General features: G+C 72.8%; 15 protein-coding genes. 5 read left to right on the top strand and 10 right to left on the bottom strand.

Going from position 1 to position 17,848, the window contains the following annotated elements:
• Positions 1 to 158 precede the first annotated feature (158 nt).
• On the top strand, positions 159 to 1,751 hold the full coding sequence (locus tag ACFYM2_RS22815; protein ID WP_388838640.1) for an MDR family MFS transporter: 1,593 nt from the start codon (positions 159 to 161) through the stop codon (positions 1,749 to 1,751).
• A 98-nt stretch (positions 1,752 to 1,849) separates the two neighbouring features.
• On the opposite strand, the gene ACFYM2_RS22810 is transcribed toward ACFYM2_RS22815, so the two are convergent.
• From ACFYM2_RS22810 to ACFYM2_RS22780, 7 genes are all read right to left on the bottom strand, one after another.
• Positions 1,850 to 3,031 carry a low temperature requirement protein A gene (locus tag ACFYM2_RS22810; RefSeq protein ID WP_388838638.1) on the bottom strand — a complete coding sequence of 394 codons (1,182 nt, stop codon included), beginning with the start codon at positions 3,029 to 3,031 and terminating at the stop codon, positions 1,850 to 1,852.
• Between the two features lie 102 nt (positions 3,032 to 3,133).
• Positions 3,134 to 4,459, bottom strand: coding sequence for a two-component system sensor histidine kinase CseC (gene cseC / locus ACFYM2_RS22805; RefSeq protein WP_359001674.1), 1,326 nt, complete (start codon positions 4,457 to 4,459; stop codon positions 3,134 to 3,136).
• 114 nt (positions 4,460 to 4,573) lie between these two features.
• Positions 4,574 to 5,278, bottom strand: a complete 705-nt coding sequence (cseB, locus tag ACFYM2_RS22800; protein WP_359001677.1) for a two-component system response regulator CseB — start codon at positions 5,276 to 5,278, stop codon at positions 4,574 to 4,576.
• 114 nt (positions 5,279 to 5,392) lie between these two features.
• A complete protein-coding gene (locus ACFYM2_RS22795; RefSeq protein ID WP_359001680.1) occupies positions 5,393 to 6,055 on the bottom strand; it encodes a hypothetical protein in 663 nt (220 codons plus the stop codon).
• Positions 6,043 to 6,600 (bottom strand): SigE family RNA polymerase sigma factor, encoded by a 558-nt coding sequence (locus ACFYM2_RS22790; RefSeq protein ID WP_350231948.1) that lies wholly within the window; start codon positions 6,598 to 6,600, stop codon positions 6,043 to 6,045. The genes ACFYM2_RS22795 and ACFYM2_RS22790 overlap by 13 nt, the downstream gene beginning before the upstream one ends.
• Positions 6,601 to 6,905: 305 nt before the next feature.
• Positions 6,906 to 7,829 (bottom strand): A/G-specific adenine glycosylase, encoded by a 924-nt coding sequence (locus tag ACFYM2_RS22785; RefSeq protein ID WP_388838635.1) that lies wholly within the window; start codon positions 7,827 to 7,829, stop codon positions 6,906 to 6,908.
• A gap of 52 nt (positions 7,830 to 7,881) precedes the next feature.
• Positions 7,882 to 8,508, bottom strand: coding sequence for a phosphatase PAP2 family protein (locus ACFYM2_RS22780; RefSeq protein ID WP_359001686.1), 627 nt, complete (start codon positions 8,506 to 8,508; stop codon positions 7,882 to 7,884).
• A gap of 231 nt (positions 8,509 to 8,739) precedes the next feature.
• On the opposite strand from ACFYM2_RS22780, the gene ACFYM2_RS22775 reads away from it, so the two are divergent.
• A complete protein-coding gene (locus tag ACFYM2_RS22775) occupies positions 8,740 to 9,573 on the top strand; it encodes a hypothetical protein (RefSeq protein ID WP_359001689.1) in 834 nt (277 codons plus the stop codon).
• A 700-nt stretch (positions 9,574 to 10,273) separates the two neighbouring features.
• Here the strand turns inward: ACFYM2_RS22775 and disA are convergent.
• Entirely contained in the window at positions 10,274 to 11,398 is a 1,125-nt protein-coding gene (gene disA, locus ACFYM2_RS22770; protein ID WP_350231952.1) for a DNA integrity scanning diadenylate cyclase DisA, read from the bottom strand.
• A 101-nt stretch (positions 11,399 to 11,499) separates the two neighbouring features.
• Complete coding sequence (gene radA, locus ACFYM2_RS22765; RefSeq protein ID WP_350231953.1) at positions 11,500 to 12,897, bottom strand: DNA repair protein RadA; 1,398 nt, start codon at positions 12,895 to 12,897, stop codon at positions 11,500 to 11,502.
• A 299-nt stretch (positions 12,898 to 13,196) separates the two neighbouring features.
• Between radA and ACFYM2_RS22760 the strand changes: the two genes are divergently transcribed.
• Complete coding sequence (locus tag ACFYM2_RS22760) at positions 13,197 to 14,876, top strand: hypothetical protein (RefSeq protein ID WP_388838631.1); 1,680 nt, start codon at positions 13,197 to 13,199, stop codon at positions 14,874 to 14,876.
• A 22-nt stretch (positions 14,877 to 14,898) separates the two neighbouring features.
• Here ACFYM2_RS22760 and ACFYM2_RS22755 read toward each other — a convergent pair whose 3' ends face one another.
• Entirely contained in the window at positions 14,899 to 15,735 is an 837-nt protein-coding gene (locus ACFYM2_RS22755) for a hypothetical protein (RefSeq protein ID WP_388461237.1), read from the bottom strand.
• 52 nt (positions 15,736 to 15,787) lie between these two features.
• Between ACFYM2_RS22755 and ACFYM2_RS22750 the strand changes: the two genes are divergently transcribed.
• Both ACFYM2_RS22750 and ACFYM2_RS22745 read left to right on the top strand, forming a co-directional pair.
• Complete coding sequence (locus ACFYM2_RS22750; protein WP_350231955.1) at positions 15,788 to 16,720, top strand: Ppx/GppA phosphatase family protein; 933 nt, start codon at positions 15,788 to 15,790, stop codon at positions 16,718 to 16,720.
• Positions 16,721 to 16,822: 102 nt separating this feature from the next.
• The gene (locus tag ACFYM2_RS22745) at positions 16,823 to 17,644 is read left to right on the top strand and encodes a sugar phosphate isomerase/epimerase (protein WP_359001701.1); all 822 of its coding nucleotides are present in this window, start codon (positions 16,823 to 16,825) and stop codon (positions 17,642 to 17,644) included.
• Positions 17,645 to 17,848: the final 204 nt, after the last annotated feature.

Genomic DNA, 17,848 nt, shown 5'->3' with positions numbered 1-17,848 from the left:
GCATCCGGCCGCCGTCCCCCGGTGGCCGTGCCGGGCCACCATTAACTTGCTTGACGCCCGGCTAGTTAGGGTCTACCTTCCCCAGTGTAGTGGGAACTAACCGGGCGGCAAGTAAGTGCCCCGCGCGGTGGACAGCAGGCTTCAGGGAGTTGGGGACGATGGCGACGGGGATATCTCAGGAGCGGGTGGCGGAGGCGGAGGCGCCCGAAGGACCACAGCCGCGCAGCGTACGGGTCGTACTGCTCGCGCTCATGATCGCGATGCTGCTCGCGATGCTGGACAACATGATCGTGAACACGGCGATGCCGACGATCGTGGGCGAACTCGGCGGCCTGGAGCACCTGTCCTGGGTGGTGACCGCCTACACCCTGGCCACCGCCGCCTCCACCCCGATCTGGGGCAAGCTCGGCGACATGTACGGGCGCAAGGGCGCGTTCCTCACCTCCATAGTGATCTTCCTGGCCGGCTCCGCGCTCAGCGGCATGTCCCAGGACATGACCCAGCTCATCGGCTTCCGCGCGATCCAGGGCCTGGGCGCGGGCGGCCTCATGGTCGGCGTCATGGCGATCATCGGTGACCTCATACCGCCCCGCGAGCGCGGCAAGTACCAGGGCATGATGGCCGGCGTCATGGCGCTCGCCATGATCGGCGGTCCGCTGGTCGGCGGCGCCATCACCGACCACCTCGGCTGGCGCTGGACCTTCTACATCAACATCCCGCTGGGCGCGGTCGCGCTCGCCATGGTCACCGCCGTGCTGCACCTGCCCAAGAAGCGCTCCCGCGGCCGGATCGACTACCTCGGCACCCTCCTGCTGACCGTCGGCATCACCTCGATCGTCCTGGTCACCACCTGGGGCGGCCAGCAGTACGCCTGGGACTCCGCGGTCATCATGGTGCTCATCGCGCTCGGCGTGGCCGCGATCATCGGCTTCCTCTTCGTCGAGAAGCACGCCGCCGAGCCGATCGTGCCGCTGCACATCTTCCGCAACCGCAACTTCTCGCTGATGTCCTCGATCGGCTTCCTCACCGGCTTCGTGATGTTCGGCGCGATGCTCTTCCTGCCGCTGTACCAGCAGTCCGTGCAGGGTGCCTCCGCCACCAACTCCGGTCTGCTGCTGCTGCCGATGCTGCTCTCGATGATGGCCGTCTCGCTGATCGCGGGCCGGGTCACCACCAGCAGCGGCAAGTACAAGATCTTCCCGATCATGGGCGGCGCGCTCGTCGTGATCGGCCTGTTCCTCCTCTCCACGATGGACACCACCACGACCCGGCTCATGTCCGGTGTCTACATGGCGGTGCTCGGCGCCGGCATGGGCTTCCTGATGCAGATCACGATGCTGGTCGCGCAGAACAGCGTCGAGATGAAGGACATGGGCGTCGCCTCGTCCTCCACGACCCTCTTCCGTACGCTCGGCTCGTCCTTCGGCGTCTCGATCATGGGCGCGATCTTCACCAACCGGGTGGGGGACGAGATGAAGCACCGGCTCGGTGCGGCGGCGTCCTCGGGCGCCGGGAACCTGGCCTCCGCGCAGCTGGACCACGCGAGTCTGCTGAAGCTGCCGGCGCCGGTCCGCGAGGCGTACCAGTACGCCGTCTCCTCCGGCACGCACGGCACGTTCCTGGTCGGTTCGGTCGTCGCGGTGGCGCTGTTCGTGATGGCGCTCTTCGTCAAGGAGGTGCCGCTGCGGGGCGCCGCGCCGGCCCCGGACAAGGGCCCGGGCGACGCACCTCTCGCGGAGCCGGCTCTCTGAGTCGGCCGGCCGCGCCCGCGGTGACGTGGCCGCGCCCCGGCCCCTTCCGCGTGCCGCGGGCGGGGCGGGGGCGCGGCTTTTCCCCCGCGCCGGCCCGCCTAGGACGGCCGGGTTTCCGCGGTGGCGGCGAGGGCCAGCAGGAGGGCCGGGGCGGCCAGGACCGTCCAGGGCGGGACGTGGCCCGCGAACGGCAGCAGCGCGGCGACGAGCACCGCCGTCACCAGACGTGACCGCACCACGAGGTCGCGTACGCCCGTGAACGCGGCCCGCACCAGCGCCGTCGCCAGCAGGAACAGCGCGACCCCGCCCAGCACGCACAGCGCCGACCCCGTGGTGAGCCGGTGGCCCGCGCCGAGCACCACCGTGCCCACCGCGCCGCCCGCCACGGCGAGCCCGAGCTGTACGGGCAGGTGGCCCAGGACGTATATGTTCAACAGCCGTGGATCCTCGGCCAGTTGAGCGTGCGCGCCCGGGCGCGTACCGCTGGCGGTGAAGTAGGACCACCACAGACCGGCGCACAGCGCGAACGCCGCAGCTCCGGTCGCGAGCGCGGGTCCCGACGTGCGGGCCTGGACGAGCCCGTTGGTGAAGCCGAGCACCGACTCGCCGAGCACGATGATGGTGAAGAGCCCGAAGTGTTCGCGCAGGTGGTCGGTGTGGTGCGGCGCGCGCGCCACCTGCCGGCGCGTCAGCAGCGGGACCGCCAGGTCCAGGGCCATCCCGCCGGCCCAGATCCCGTACCGGAGCGCCCCCGCCGGGGCCAGCAGCGCGCCGCCCGCCCAGAACAGGGCCGACAGCGCCGACCCGGCCGCGAAGGCCCGCAGCAGCGGGACGAGGCGGTGATCTCGCCGGGACTCCAGTGCGTACAGGGCAAGGACGCCGAGCCGCGCGCCGAGGTAGGACAGGGCGAAGCCGGTGTCCGCGCCGTCGGACGTGCCGACGCCGCCCGCGAACACCGCGAGGCCGCACACCGCGACGAGTCCGGCCATGGTGAGCAGCCGGTGCGAGGTGACGTCACGGTCCGCCCGGTTGGCCCGTACCGCGTACATCACCCACGTCCACCACAGCGGCACGAACAGGGCCGCCGCCGCGGCGACCGGTCCGAGCCCGGAGCCGGCGCCGACGCGGTGGGTCGTCTGGCCGACGGCCGCGACGAAGACCAGGTCGCAGAACAGCTCGAACCAGGTGGCCCGCCGCTCGGCCTCATCGGGGCCCGGCCCCGGGGGCGGGGAGAGGGGTGACGGCGAGGGGTGGCGGGCTGGGTGAGAGACCTCATGCATGGTCAACAGTGTTACCGGGCGCGGCCGTTGGTGTCTGCCCGCCCATCCGTCGAGGCGGCGGCGACGCATCGGCCCGGCGCCCGCCGTCACCCGGGGCGCCGCCTACGTCCGGCGTGCGCCCTTGGTCGGGGGCTGGATGGGGAAGGAGCCCGTGTTGGTCGGCGCGTGTTCGGGGAGCCAGAGCACCGCGATCGCCCCGCCCGCGCCCCCGGCGGCACCGTCGGGGGCCACGTTGCGGAAGGTCAGCCGGGCGCCGAGCACCTTCGCCTGGCCCGCCGCGATCGTCAGACCCAGGCCGTGCCCGTTGCCCGACCGGTCGCTCGACCCGGTGCGGAACCGGCTCGGCCCGTCCCGCAGCAGCGCCTCGGGAAACCCGGGCCCGTGATCGCGGACGCGTACGACCCTGCCCTCGACGGTGACCTCGACCGGACCCCCGCCGTGCTTGGCCGCGTTGCCCAGGAGGTTGCCCAGGATGCGTTCGAGGCGGCGCGGGTCGGTGCTGACCCACGACTCGTGCACGACAGTGACCCGCACCTCGGGATCGAACGCCGCGACGCGCCTGCTGACGAACTCACCCAGCGCGATGTCCTGCAACTCCGCCCGCTCGGAAGCGCTGTCGAGCCGGGCGACCTCAAGGACGTCCTCGACCAGGGTGCGCATGGCCTGCGCCCGGTTGCGCACCAGCTCGGTGGGGCGCCCCGGCGGCAACAGCTCGGCGGCGGTCAGCAGACCGGTGACGGGGGTGCGCAGCTCGTGCGCGATGTCCGCGGTGACCCGGCGCTCGGCCTCGATGCGCTCCTGGAGGGCGTCGGTCAGCGCGTCCACGGCGCGGGCGAGTTCGTCGGTCTCGTCGCGTACGAAACCGCCGATGGCGTCCCGCACCCGCACCTCGGTGTTGCCCTCGGCGACCTTGCCCGCGGCGTCGGCCGCCTTGCGCAGGCGGCGGGAGATCTGGCCGCCGATCAGGATGCCGAGCGCGCAGCCGCCGAAGACGACCGCGACCGAACCGATGACGAGGGCGCGGTCGAGGTCGGCCATCACATTGGAGCTGCGGTCGGTGAACGTGGAGTGCAGCGACAGGACGTCGCCGTTGCCCACCGGCACGGCCGCCCAGATGTCGGGCGGGCCGCTGCCGCGCTCCTGCACCGAGGAGACCTTGCGCCCCTGGAGGGCCTTGGTCTTCAGGGCGGGCGGGAGCCCGGGATCGTTCAGCTTGGTGCCGAAGCGGACCCGCTTGTTGCTGGTCTCGTAGTAGTTCTGCGCGAAGTTGAGCCGTTCCATCTGCACGTCGCGGGCGTTGTCGAGCATCGAGACACGGGCGGCGTTGTGCACGACGAGGCTCAGCGCCATCACGGTGAGCGCGCCGACCGCGGTGATGGCGATGCTGATCTTCCAGCGGACGCCGGTGCGCAGGGCGGGGCGCCTCATACGACGTGGTCCTGTTCGGCTTCGGCGTGGCGGCGGCCGGGGATCCGGGGGTCGTCCCCCGGGGGACACTGCGCGCGAACGCCGGTGCGCGGGGCGGGGCGCCTCATCTGTCCCTCATGCCTTCAACTTGTAGCCGAAGCCACGGACGGTCTCGATCCGGTCCTGCCCGATCTTGGTCCGCAGCCGCTGTACGTGCACGTCCACGACCCGGGTGTCGCCGCCCCAGCCGTAGTCCCACACCCGCTCAAGGAGCTTGTCGCGGGACAGGACCGTGCCGGGCGCCGAGGAGAACTCCAGCAGCAGCCGCATCTCGGTCGGCGTCAGGGCGACGGTCTCGCCGCGCTTGCGGACCTCCATGCCCTCGGTGTCGATCTCGATGTCGCCGAACGCGAGCACCCCGCCGTCGGGCTCGGTGTCCGAGGTCTCGGCGGCGGCGCCGGGCCCGCCCGCGTGCCCGAAGCGGCGCAGCACGGCCCGGATCCGGGCGACCAGGACCGCGCCGTCGAAGGGTTTGGTGACGTAGTCGTCCGCGCCGGCCTCCAGGCCGAGCACCACGTCGATGGAGTCGGCGCGCGCGGAGAGCATGATGACCGGCACGGTCGACTCGTCACGGATCCGGCGGCACAGGCTGACGCCGTCAAGTCCGGGCAGCATCACGTCGAGCAGCGCGATGTCCGGCCGGTCGGCGCGGAAGGCCTCAAGGCCGAGGAGCCCGTCGGGCATGGCGGTCACGGTGAAGCCGTCCCGCTCAAGGGCGAGCTGGGTGGCCTCACGGATGACGTCGTCGTCCTCGACGAACAGGACATGGGTCTCGGCCATCGCGCTGCTCTCCCCGATCTCCGGCGGTCTCGTGCGGCACCCGGGCCAAGCCCGGGCGCCCTACCCAGTCTGCGGTATGCCGGCCGCGCCGCTCACCGGCCGGCGCCCGCCCGGTCAGGGGGAGGCGGGCACGGGCGCGCTGGTCCCGTTCCCGTCGACCGCCTTGCTGTAGTCGTTCTCCACCTGGCTCTGCTGGGCGAACTTACCGCTCGCGCCGCCCGACCAGTGATACGTGGTGACGACCTCGCTCGACGCGAACGCCGGCTTGTCGCCCGGCGCGTACATCTGCCGGGTCACCACCAGGTCGCCCCGGTCGATCTCGGCGTACACGGGGGTCTCCTCGGCGGTGAAGACGTTGTCGTAGGCGGCGCCGGACGCCCGGTACACATAGGCGCCGAGGCCCACCGCGTCGGCGCAGTTCATGACGTTGACGATGACGTCCTGCCCGGTCGGTCCCGTCAGGTGCCCGTAGGTCACGTCGATGGGGTACTCGTCCTTGGTGCAGGGCTTGAGCTGGGCCTTCACCCGGGCGCTGACCTTCGGGTCGGCCTTCAGGAGCCGCACCGGGTCGACCTTGTTGAACGGGGCGGGCGAGGACGCGGTCGGTGACGGCGTGGCATGGGCGGCCTTGTCGGGCTGGGCGGCCTCGCCCTCGTCGCGGGTGCCGGTGCCGCCCGTGGAGCAGCCGCTCATGAACAGCCCGAGGGCGGAGATCCCGGCCAGTGCCGTGGTCCCCGCCGAAAGAGCGCTCCCCCTGTGCCTGTTCAGGCCGCGCACCGCTCCCGCCCCTTTACCTCGCCCGCGCCGCCGTGCTCAAGGGCGCGGAAGTCGAGCTCGCGGCTCTCCAGCTCCTGGCGGAGCCGGGCCAGGGCCCGGTGCAGCGTGCTCTTGACCGTACCGGCCGACATGCCGAGCGCCGCGGCCGTCTCCTCGGTGCTCATCTGCTCCCAGTGTCGCAGCACGACGACGCTGCGCTGCTTGGGAGCGAGGACCTTCAGGACGTCCATGAGCAGGGCGCGGTCGGCGCGCTGCTCGGAACCGTCCTCGACGCGGGCGTCGGGCAGCTGCTCGGTCGGGACCTCTTCGAGCTTGCGGGCCCGCCACCACTCGGTCCGCGTGTTGATCATGACGCGCCGCAGATAGGCGTCGGCCAGGGTCTTGTCCGCGATGCCGTCCCAGCGGCCGTAGGTGCGGGCCAGCGCGGTCTGGAGGAGGTCCTGCGCGTCCACCGGGTCGGGAACCAGCCGCCGGGCACTGCGCAGCAGCGCGTCCTGCCGGGTGCGTACGTACTCCTCGAACTCAAGCACCTCGCCCTGCGCCATACCCAACCGCCTCCGTCGTCCCCGTGAGCTGGTCCCGCTCGTCCTGCTGGTCGCTTACGGGAATGAAGCTACGGAGCACTTGTCACGGGCCTGTGCGGAGCAGCCGTCGGCCGACGCACGGAGAGCCATCGGTTGTGTAACAGCGGAGGTTTACCGCCGTTTTCCAGGGGTAACGCGAGTTTTCCGGACGTTGGGGGACCATTGAGACAACGCTGTCAACGGCGGCCGGACGCCCTCCGACGCGGGCGTCGACAACGGTGTCGGACAACGGTGTCAGAGGGCGAAGGCGGCCGGCGGGCGGAAGTTCAGGACTGCGGCAAGCGGTAGAAGCCGCCCTCAAGGGGCTCCACGAGACCGTCGGAGACCAGGCCGTCCAGCGCGCGGGCCCGCTGGACCGGCTCGGGCCACACCGCGTCCAGCGCCGCCTGCGGCACAGGGGCGGTGGCGTCCCGCAGGACCGCGAGGAGGCGGCCGCGCACCTGGCGGTCGGTGCCCGCGTACGTCTGGCCGCGCCGCGCAGGGCCCTGGTGCGCGGGTTTGCCGGCCAGCCGCCAGGCGCACCGATCGGCGATCGGACAGCGCCCGCACGTCTCGTTCTTGGCCGTGCACACCAGCGCGCCCAGCTCCATGGACGCGGCCGCCCAGCGCGCCGCGGTGACGTCGTCCTCGGGCAGCAGCGCCCGGGCCAGGCGGCGCTCGGCCGCGGTGGTCGCGGTCGGCGGGTACTGCGCGCCGGTCACCGCGCGCGCGAAGACCCGGCGCACATTGGTGTCAAGGACGGGGTGGCGCTGGCCGTACGCGAAGGAGGCGACCGCGGCCGCCGTGTACTCGCCGATGCCGGGCAGCGCGAGGAGCTGGCCGTGGTCGGCCGGTACGTCGCCGCCGTGGCGTTCCGTTATGGCGAGGGCGGCGCCGTGCAGGCGCAGCGCGCGGCGCGGGTAGCCGAGCCGGCCCCAGGCGCGCACCGCCTCGCCGGGAGCCTCGGCGGCCAGGTCGGCCGGGCGCGGCCAGCGCGCCAGCCACTGCTCGTACACCGGCAGGACCCGGCTGACGGGGGTCTGCTGGAGCATGAACTCGCTGACCATCACGCCCCAGGCGCCCGCTTCGGGGCGTCGCCAGGGCAGGTCGCGGGCGTGCTCGCCGAACCATCCGATGACGGATTCGTGGAGGACGGCGGGTTCGGTCGTCTCGTTCGTGGACACGGGGGGCGTCGTCGGCAGAATGTTCATCGCAGATCCGATCCTGGCACGACCGGCCGGTAAAGGGGGCGCGCGGCGTTCCTCAGCGGCGTGCGTGCTGCCGGGCATGCGGGCGTGCGCCGGGGCCCGTGAACCAGGCGGCCGCCGCGATGTCACTCGTACGCATCGACTCGGCCAGCGACCGCGCCGGGCGCGTGCCCGCCTTCACGACGAGCAGCGCGATGAGGGAGCCGAGCACGAGACCGGCCGCCACGTCGTGCGGGTAGTGCACCCCGACGAAGACCCGTGAGAACGCCATCGCGAGCGCCATCGGCACGGTGAGCAGCCAGATCCGCGACCAGGCGAGCGCCAGGGCGACGGCGGCGGCGCCGGCGATGGTGGCGTGGTTGGAGGGGAAGGACCAGTCGCCGTGGGCGGGGCAGGCGATCAGTGAGGTCGCCGCGCCCGCCACGGCCCGGCAGGGCCGCTCCTCGTCGATCAGTGACTTCATCACCTCGCTGCACAGGTAGGCGGCCGCCGTCGCGAGCGGCGCCAGCAGGGCCAGGGCGAACGACGTGGTGTCCCGGCGCCGCGCCCGCCACCAGGCGCAGACGAACAGCACGCCGAACAGCAGCAGGCCGAGCTCCGTCCAGACCTCGACGAAGCTTTGGACCCAGGACGGCATGTCGTGGGCGAAGTCGGTGATGTTGCGGTAGAGCTCACTATCCATGGTGACGGACAGTATGAATGATGACGGAGGGGCGACCGCGAGCCGACCACTCGATGACCGGTGGGCGGCCGGAAGGTGCCGCGCGGACGGCCGCTGCCGCCGCCCGGGAAGCGCGAGCCCGCCACCCCCGGGTTGCGGAAACCCTCCTCCGGGATGATGATCCGCAAAACTTGCCCACAGTGGCGGCGGGTGGGGCCGGAGTTGGCGCCGATCTCTCGTAAGGTTCGGTGCGTGGGATCACTGCGCAATCCGGTCGGGCCGCTTCCCTCCTCCATCTACTGGCGACGGAGGGCAGTCGCGCTGTCCTTGATCGCGTTGCTCGCCGTCCTTGTGCTGTGGGCCGTCACCTCCGGGGGCGGCAGCGGGAACAAGGGGAGCGGCACCAACAAGGGTCCCGATCCCACGCATTCGATCACCCCGGGCCCCTCCGGTTCGGGCCCCGCCATCAGCACCGCGCCGGGTGGCCGCGACCAGTCGGGCGGTTCGGGCGGTTCCGGGGGCTCGGGCGGCTCGGGCGGTTCCGGTGGCGGCAACTCCGCCGACGGCGGTGCGGGTACGGGTTCGGGCGGCGCGGCGGGGTCCGACTCCGGTACGGGCGGCGGGAGTTCGGGCGGTTCCGGTGGCGGCGGCGGTGCGGGGGTCCGGGTGCCGGCCGGGTCGAGTGTGCCGACCTGTGCGCCGGGGGCGCTGACCTTGACCCTGCGCAGCACCAAGACGTCCTACGAGCCGGGGGAGAAGCCGCGCATCGAGGTCGTGCTCAAGAACAACGCGTCGTCGGCGTGCAAGGCGGATCTCGGGCCCAAGGAGGCGGTGGTGACGGTGACGTCCGCCGGCAACGACCGGGTGTGGTCCACGCAGGACTGTGCGGCGGGTGACTCCGGGGCGTTCTTCCAGGTTCCGGGTGCCGCGGCCATCACGCATACGGTGGAGTGGGACCGGTCCACGTCCGTGCCGGGCTGTGCGACGCCCTCCGGGGGGGTGGTGGGGCCCGGCACGTACCTGGTCGAGGCCCACGTCCCCGGCCTCCCCGTAGCCCGAGCCTCCTTCGCCCTGTCCAAGGACTAGGGGGTGTCTGGTGGACCATGGCCGGGGGCGCGGCGTCTGGCACGGCACCTCGCGGCGTTGCCGAATCGCCCCGATAGCTCCGCTATCGAGACGCTCCGGCGCCTTGCGATGCACCGCACCAGACGCCGCGCCCTGACCGACCCTGATCCACCAGACACCCCCTAGCCCCGGGGCCCTTCAGGCGCGAATGGGGTCAGCTTTCACGCGCGGGCCGTGGGTGGCTGGTCGCGCAGTTCCCCGCGCCCCTGACTGTTCGGCGCTGGCCCGCACCGGCAACCCCAGCCCATCCGGGATGAACCCCGGGAACCCCGGCTGCGGGTCGTGCTGGGCTGGTCGCGCAGTTCCCGGTGCCCCTGACTGTTCGGCGCTGGCCCGTACGGGCAACCTCAGCCCGTCCGGCGATTGAGGACGAGGCCGTTCAGGCCGAACGGGGTCTGGGGCGGAGCCCCAGGGACCTCGGCTGCGGGCCGTGGGTGGCTGGTCGCGCAGTTCCCCGCGCCCCTTGGCGGGGCTTGTGCTGGCCCGCACCGGCAACCTCAGCCCGTCCGGCGATTGAGGACGAGCGCGTTCAGCGCGATCGGGGTCTGGGGCGGAGCCCCAGGGCGCCTGCGGGCCGTGCGTGGCTGGGCGCGCAGTTCCCCGCGCCCCTGGCGGGGCTGGGGGTTGGCCCGGGTGGAGTTAATTGGCTACCCCGGCGGAGCTATACGTAGCGCTCCAGGATGGAGGACTCGGCCAGGCGGGACAGGCCTTCCCGGACGCTCCGGGCCCGCGCCTCCCCGACCCCGTCGACGGTCTGAAGATCGTCCACGGACGCGGCAAGCAGCTTCTGCAACCCCCCGAAGTGCTCGACCAGCCGCTCGATGATCGCCCCCGGCAGCCGCGGCACCTTCGCCAGCAGCCGGTACCCCCGCGGGGACACCGCCGAGTCCAGCGTCTCGGGCGAGCCGCTGTAGCCCAACGCCCGTGCCACTATGGGCAGTTCGAGCAGTTCCGCGTGCGTGAGGTCGTTGAGCTCGCGCAGCGCCTCGTCCACCGTCCGCGACCGCTTGGGCGTGGGCTCGGGCACGTAGTCCCGTACGACCAGCTCCCGCTCGGGCTCGACCCCGGCGATCAGCTCGTCCAGCTGGAGCGAGAGCAGCCGCCCGTCCGTGCCGAGCTCCACCACGTACTCCGCGATCTCGGTCGCGATGCGCCGCACCATCTCCAGACGCTGGGCCACCGCCGTCACGTCCCGGACCGTCACCAGGTCCTCGATCTCCAGCGCGGAGAGCGTGCCGGCCACCTCGTCAAGGCGGAGCTTGTACCGCTCCAGGGTCGCCAGCGCCTGGTTCGCGCGGGACAGGATCGCCGCCGACTCCTCCAGGACCCGGCGCTCCCCGTTCACGTACAGCGCGATCAGCCGCATGGACTGGCTGACCGACACCACGGGGTAATTGCACTGCTTGGAGACCCGGTCCGCCGTGCGGTGCCGGGTGCCGGTCTCATCGGTGGGGATGTCCGCGTCCGGCACGAGCTGCACGCCGGCCCGGTGGATCTTGGTGATGTCCTTGTCGAGGACCAGCGCGCCGTCGAGCTTGCACAGCTCGCGCAGCCGCGTCGCCGCGAACTCGACGTCCAGGACGAAGCCGCCCGTGCACATCGAGTCGACGGTCTTGTCGAGGCCGAGCACGATGAGACCGCCGGTGTTGCCGCGCAGGATGCGCTCCAGGCCGTCGCGGAGCGCGGTGCCGGGCGCGACGGCACTGAGCGCGGCGCGCATCAGTCCTTCGTTACCGGAGCCCGCGCCGGACTTTCCGGGTGATGATGCCCGGTCGTTGGCTGCCACTGCACTCCTCCGGTGTTGCTCATACGGCGCGTACTGCTCGCGTACTGCTGGCGTACTGCTCGTACGGACGGGCGAGACCAGGGCAAAGTCTACCGGCGCGGCTACTCCTCCCGTGGGGCCTGTGCACGACGCCCACGGGGGAGCACCCGCAGCGCGTCCCCCATGTCGGCGACTTCCGTGACCTTCATACCGGCGGGGACCCTGCCCGGGTCGCTCGGCACCAGGGCGTGCGTGAAGCCGAGCCGGTGCGCCTCGGCCAGTCTGCGCTGGACGCCGGTGACCCTTCTGACCTCGCCCGCGAGGCCCACCTCGCCGATCGCGACCAGATTCTTCGGCAGCGGGGTGTCGCTCGCGGCCGACGCCAGCGCCAGCGCGATCGCGAGGTCGGCGGCGGGCTCGGAGAGCTTCACCCCGCCCACCGTCGCGCTGTAGATGTCGCGCTTGCCGAGCGCGGTGATGCGGCCGCGCTGTTCGAGCACGGCCAGCATCATCGAGACGCGGGAGGTCTCAAGACCCGAGGTGGTGCGGCGCGGTGAGGGGATCTGCGAGTCGACCGTGAGCGCCTGCACCTCGGCGACCAGCGGGCGCCGGCCCTCCAGGGTGACGGTCAGACAGGTGCCCGGCACCGCCACGTCGCGCCGGGTCAGGAACAGACCGCTGGGGTCGGCGAGTCCGATGATGCCCTCGTCGTGCAGCTCGAAGCAGCCGACCTCGTCCGTCGCGCCGTAGCGGTTCTTGACGCCCCGGACCAGACGCAGGCGCGCGTGCCGGTCGCCCTCGAAGGACAGCACCACGTCCACCAGGTGCTCAAGGAGGCGGGGGCCCGCGATCGCGCCGTCCTTGGTGACATGGCCGACCAGGAGCGTGGACATGCCGCGCTCCTTGGAGGCGCGGATCAGCGCGCCCGCGACCTCGCGGACCTGCGCCATGCCGCCGGGCGCGCCGTCGATCTCGGGTGAGGCGACGGTCTGCACGGAGTCGAGCACGAGCAGGGAGGGCTTGACCGCGTCGAGGTGGCCGAGCACGGCGGACAGGTCGGTCTCGGCGGCCAGATAGAGGTGGTCGTCGATGGCCTTGATGCGGTCGGCGCGCATCCTGACCTGGCTCGCCGACTCCTCGCCCGTGATGTAGAGCGTGCGGTGGTCCTCGCTCGCCGCCTTGGCCGCCACGTCAAGGAGCAGCGTGGACTTGCCGACGCCGGGCTCGCCCGCGAGCAGCACGACCGCGCCGGGCACGAGACCGCCGCCGAGCACCCGGTCGAGCTCGTCCACACCGGTGCTGCGGGCGGTCGCCTGGCGGCCGTCCACCTGGCCGATGGGGAGCGCGGCCGTGGAGACCCGGCCGGCCGCCGTGGTGCGCACCGCGGGCGCGCCGTACTCCTCGACCGTCCCCCACGCCTGGCACTCGGGGCAACGGCCGAGCCACTTGGCGGTGGTCCAGCCGCATTCGGTGCAGCGGTAGGACGGCCGGTCCTTCGCGGATTTCGTACGGGCAGCCATGGCGTCACCGTATAGGGCCCCACTGACAAGGCAGCCAACGCAGCCAAGCCGCCAGCGCCGCCAGCGCCACCGACGCCGCCGGGGCGGCCGCCCAGGGCCGTCGCACGGGGCCGTCGCACGGGCCGGGGGAGCGTCACCCCGCCCGCCTGCGCCCGTGTGCGCCCTGCGTGAGGGATCTGCCATCAAATGCTGCGGAATTCCCGATTCCTGTCCCCTTTTGAGGGATACGTTCACCCGTAAGGATTAAAAGTACTCAACCGGTACGAAGAACCCCTCATGCTGCCCCTACGGTCGCACGCGTGACGAGCAGCAGACTGGATCAACCAGCGCACAACACCGGCGCACACCGGGCGCAGCGCCGTGCGCCCCGTACGTTGGCCCAGCGCCCGCCCGCGCGGTACGAGGCCTACCTCGACGGTCTGTTCACGTACTGCCTCTCCGTCCTGTGCGACCACGACGAGGCGACCGCCGCCCTCGGTGACCTGCTGGCCGTCTCCGAGCGCCAGTACGCGCGCTGCCCGGCGGGCGAGGCCGAACGCCGGGCGTGGCTGTACGCGCTCGCCCGCTGGGCCTGTCTGCGCAAGCTCGCCGAGCGCAGGCGCAACCGGCAGGGCGCCCACACCGGCCGCACCGCCGATGAGACGCCGGCCGTGGAGGTCCCCGAGCAGGAGCGGGAGCGCCGCCGCGGTGAACTGGCCCTGCTCGCCTGGCCCGAGGCGGCCGGCACCACCCCCGAGCAGCGCGAAGCGCTCGAACTCGCGGTCCGCCACCAGCTCGGCGCCCGCGAGGTCGCCTCGGTGCTCGGCATGAACTACCCGGCCGCGCGCGAACTGCTCGCGGCGGGCGCCTGCGAGGTCGAGCGGACCCGGGCCGCCCTCGCCGTCGTCGAGATGGGCGGCTGCCCCGCCGTCGCCCAACTCACCGGAGACCACGAGGTGTTGCTGTCGGCCGCGCTCCGCCGCGAACTGGTGCGCCACGTCGACGACTGCCCCCGCTGCCGCCGCGCCGCCGAACGCGCGGGCGCCGACGGGCCCTGGCCCGGCTCGACGGTCACGCCGGCCGCGCTGCCGCTGGCCGAGGCGCCGAGGGCCGCCGCACAGGCGGCGATGCTGCACGTGCCACGGGCGCGCGGCGGCGCCCCGCGCTTCGACCGCGCCGGGTTCCCGATGGACCCCAAGGACCGGGCCGCCCGGCGCGACCGGCTGCGGGCACGGGCGGTGACCACCACCGTCGTAGCGACCGTCGTCGCGGCCCCCGTCTTCGCGCTCTGGGCCGCCTACCGGGGCGCCCCCTCGACCGGCGAACCGGAGGGCGGCGCGAAGGTCACCGCCAGCGAGGCCGACAACCCCGCCGGGCTCACCGGCCGCCCCGCCGACCGCTACGAGAACGCGGGCAACGCGCGCAACGCGCCCGACACCCGCTTCACCGCCGGCAGCCGCACCCCCGACGTCTCGGTCGAGGTCATCAGCCCCACCACCGCCCCCGAGGGCCCGGCCAGGCTCGCGGTCGCGGCGAGTTCGGCGGGCGACACCACCGTCCTGACCCTGACCTCCACGGGCGGCGCGCCGGTCGACTGGTCGCTGCGCGCCCGGGCCGGCTGGCTGGTGTTCAGCCAGAGCGCGGGCAGGCTGGCCCCGGGCGCAACCGTCACCGTCTACATCCGCGTCGATCGCGGCAGCGAACCGCACCACGCCTGGTCGGCGCGGGTCGAGGTGGCCCCCACGGGCGCGACGATCCGCATCAGCGGCGACGGCACGCCCGTCGTGACACCGTCCTCGCCCGACCCGGGCGGCCCCGGCGACCCGGGCAGCACCGGCCACCCCGGCCCGCCCGGATCCAGCGCGCCCCCCACCCACCCCACCGGCACACCGGGCAGCCCGACCCCCACGCCGACCGCGACACCACCGAGCCAGAGCCCCACCCCGACAGCCTCGGCCACCCCCACCCAGACCCCGCCGTCAGCCACCCCCAGCAGCTGAACGGGCCCGTCCCGAACGGGAGTTACCGCTTGGGATCAGCCGGGTGCGGCGCGACCAGCGGAAGCTGCGAGGCGAGCCGCGCCTCGCACTGCTCGACCAGGACGGCGTACGCCGCAGGGCCCATCAGCTCGGTCAGCTCCGGCCGGTACGTGACGTACACCGGCTCGCCCGCGCCATGGGCCGACGTCGCCGACGTGCACCACCAGTGCAGGTCGTGACCGCCGGGACCCCAGCCGCGACGGTCGTACTCGCCGATGGAGACCTGGAGCACCTTGGTGTCGTCGGGCCGCTCGATCCAGTCGTACGTCCTGCGCACCGGCAGCTGCCAGCAGACGTCCGGCTTGGTCTCAAGGGGCTCCTTGCCCTCCTTGAGGGCGAGGATGTGCAGCGAGCAGCCCATGCCGCCCGCGAACCCCGGCCGGTTCTGGAAGATGCACGAGCCCTGCCAGCGGCGGGTCTGGCGGTCGCCGTCCTCGTCGGTCTGGATCCAGCCCGTCTCGGTGCCGACGTCGTGGAACTGCCACAGCTCGGGAGTGAGCCGCGCCACATGCCCGGCCACGCGCTTCTCGTCGTCCTCGTCGGAGAAGTGGGCGCCGAGCGTGCAGCATCCGTCGTCGGCCCGGCCCGCCTCGATGCCCTGGCAGCCGCTGCCGAAGACGCAGGTCCACCGTGAGGTGAGCCACGTCAGGTCGCAGCGGAAGACCTGCTCGTCGTCGGCGGGGTCGGGGAACTCGACCCAGGCGCGCGGGAAGTCCAGTCCCTGCTCGTCCTGGGCCCTCGTCTGCTCGCCCCGCGACAGCTTCGCGGGGTTCTTCGGGGCTTTGGCTTTGCCCGGCTTCGCCTTTTTCGTCTCTGGCACCCCTCAAGCGTATGTCCGAGGGCGTCCGCGCAGGCGCAGTAGCGTTCGGTCCATGAGACTCGGAGTCCTCGATGTGGGGTCGAACACGGTTCATCTGCTGGTGGTGGACGCGCACGCCGGTGCCGCGCCGCTGCCCGCGCACTCGCACAAGGCCGAGCTGCGCCTGGCCGAACTCCTCGACGAGGGCGGCGCCATCGGACCCGAGGGCATCGACCGGCTCGTCGCCACGATCGGCGAGGCCCTGCTCGCCGCCGAGGACAAGGGCGTCCAGGAACTGCTCCCCTTCGCGACCTCCGCCGTGCGCGAGGCCAGCAACGCCGACCTCGTCACCGCCCGCGTCCGCGAGGAGACCGGCGTCGATCTGGGCGTGCTGTCCGGCGAGGAGGAGGCGCGGCTCACCTTCCTCGCGGCGCGCCGCTGGTACGGCTGGTCGGCCGGGAAGCTGCTGCTGCTCGACATCGGCGGGGGCTCGCTCGAAGTGGCGTACGGCATCGACGAGGAGCCCGACGCGGCGGTCTCGCTGCCGCTCGGCGCGGGGCGACTGACCGGCGGCTGGCTGCCCGGCGACCCGCCCGACCCCGCCGACGTGCGGGCCCTTCGCCGGCACGTACGGGCGCAAATCGCCGGAACGGTGGGGGAGTTCGCGCGCTCGGGCCGCCCCGACCACGTCGTCGCGACGTCCAAGACGTTCAAGCAGCTCGCGCGGATCGCGGGGGCCGCGCGCTCCAGCGAGGGCGCCTATGTGCAGCGCACCCTGAGCCGCGCGTCCCTTGAGGAGTGGGTGCCCAAGCTCGCCGCCATGACCAGCGAGCAGCGCGCCAGGCTCCCCGGAGTCTCGGTGGGCCGGGCGCCGCAGCTGCTCGCGGGCGCGCTGGTGGCGGAGGGCGCGATGGACCTGTTCGCGGTCGACGAACTGGAGGTCTGCCCCTGGGCGCTGCGCGAGGGCGTGATCCTGCGGCACCTGGACCACCTGCCGGCGGGGTGAGCACGGGGGCGGGCCGGACCCGGAGTCAGTGGCGAGTGTGACGTTCGTCGGTCTCGCAGGACCGCCTCCCCTCCCGGCGGCGGGGGCCCGTACGCTGTCTGCGTGGCAGAACCAGTGGTGCGCATCCCGGATGCGAAGGTCGCCCTGTCCACGGCGTCGGTCTATCCGGAGTCGACAGCGACGGCCTTCGAGATCGCCGCACGCCTGGGCTACGACGGCGTCGAGGTCATGGTCTGGACCGACCCCGTCAGCCAGGACATCGAAGCCCTGCGGCGGCTCTCCGACTATCACCAGGTGCCGATCCTGGCCGTCCACGCGCCGTGTCTGCTGATCACCCAGCGGGTCTGGTCCACCGACCCGTGGGTGAAGCTCCAGCGGGCGAGGGCGGCGGCGGAGAAGCTGGGCGCGTCGGCGGTGGTGGTCCACCCGCCCTTCCGCTGGCAGCGTCAGTACTCCCGCGACTTCGTCAACGGGATCTGGCGTATGCATGACGAGACGGACGTCAGATTCGCCGTTGAGAACATGTACCCGTGGCGCTACCGGGACCGCGAAATGCTCGCGTACGCACCCGACTGGGACGTGACGAAGGACGACTACCGGCACTTCACCATCGACCTGTCGCACGCCGCGACCTCCCGTACGGACGCGATGGCCATGGTCGACCGCATGGGCGACCGGCTCGCCCACGTCCACCTCGCGGACGGGCGCGGCTCGGCCAAGGACGAGCACCTGGTGCCGGGCCGCGGCACCCAGCCCTGCGCGGAACTGCTGGAGCGGCTGGCCCTGACCGGCTTCGACGGACACGTCGTCATCGAGGTCAACACGCGCCGCGCCATGTCCGCCGCCGAACGAGAGGCCGACCTGTCGGAGGCCCTGGCCTTCACCCGCCTACACCTGGCCTCAGCCCCGGCCCACAGAGCCTGAACCCACGCCACCCGGCCCCGGGCCAAGTGGTCAAGGGGCGCGGGGAACTGCGCGCCCAGCCACCAGCCGGCCCGCAGACAGGGGACAACCAATCCGCTGCCTTCACAGCGCCACCCGGCCCCGGGCCAAGTGGTCAAGGGGCGCGGGGAACTGCGCGCCCAGCCACCAGCCGGCCCGCAGACAGGGGACAACCAATCCGCTGCC

The sequence above is a fragment of the Streptomyces sp. NPDC006711 genome, from assembly GCF_042869775.1.
Lineage (GTDB): Bacteria > Actinomycetota > Actinomycetes > Streptomycetales > Streptomycetaceae > Streptomyces.
This window is presented reverse-complemented; position numbering and strand designations above follow the sequence as displayed.

Coding starts and splice junctions, on each gene's coding strand:
- ACFYM2_RS22815 (WP_388838640.1), top strand. CDS start 159: ATGGCGACGGGGATATCTCAGGAGCGGGTGGCGGAGGCGGAGGCGCCC.
- ACFYM2_RS22810 (WP_388838638.1), bottom strand. CDS start 3,031: ATGCATGAGGTCTCTCACCCAGCCCGCCACCCCTCGCCGTCACCCCTC.
- cseC (WP_359001674.1), bottom strand. CDS start 4,459: ATGAGGCGCCCCGCCCTGCGCACCGGCGTCCGCTGGAAGATCAGCATC.
- cseB (WP_359001677.1), bottom strand. CDS start 5,278: ATGGCCGAGACCCATGTCCTGTTCGTCGAGGACGACGACGTCATCCGT.
- ACFYM2_RS22790 (WP_350231948.1), bottom strand. CDS start 6,600: ATGGCGCAGGGCGAGGTGCTTGAGTTCGAGGAGTACGTACGCACCCGG.
- ACFYM2_RS22785 (WP_388838635.1), bottom strand. CDS start 7,829: ATGAACATTCTGCCGACGACGCCCCCCGTGTCCACGAACGAGACGACC.
- ACFYM2_RS22780 (WP_359001686.1), bottom strand. CDS start 8,508: ATGGATAGTGAGCTCTACCGCAACATCACCGACTTCGCCCACGACATG.
- radA (WP_350231953.1), bottom strand. CDS start 12,897: ATGGCTGCCCGTACGAAATCCGCGAAGGACCGGCCGTCCTACCGCTGC.
- ACFYM2_RS22750 (WP_350231955.1), top strand. CDS start 15,788: ATGAGACTCGGAGTCCTCGATGTGGGGTCGAACACGGTTCATCTGCTG.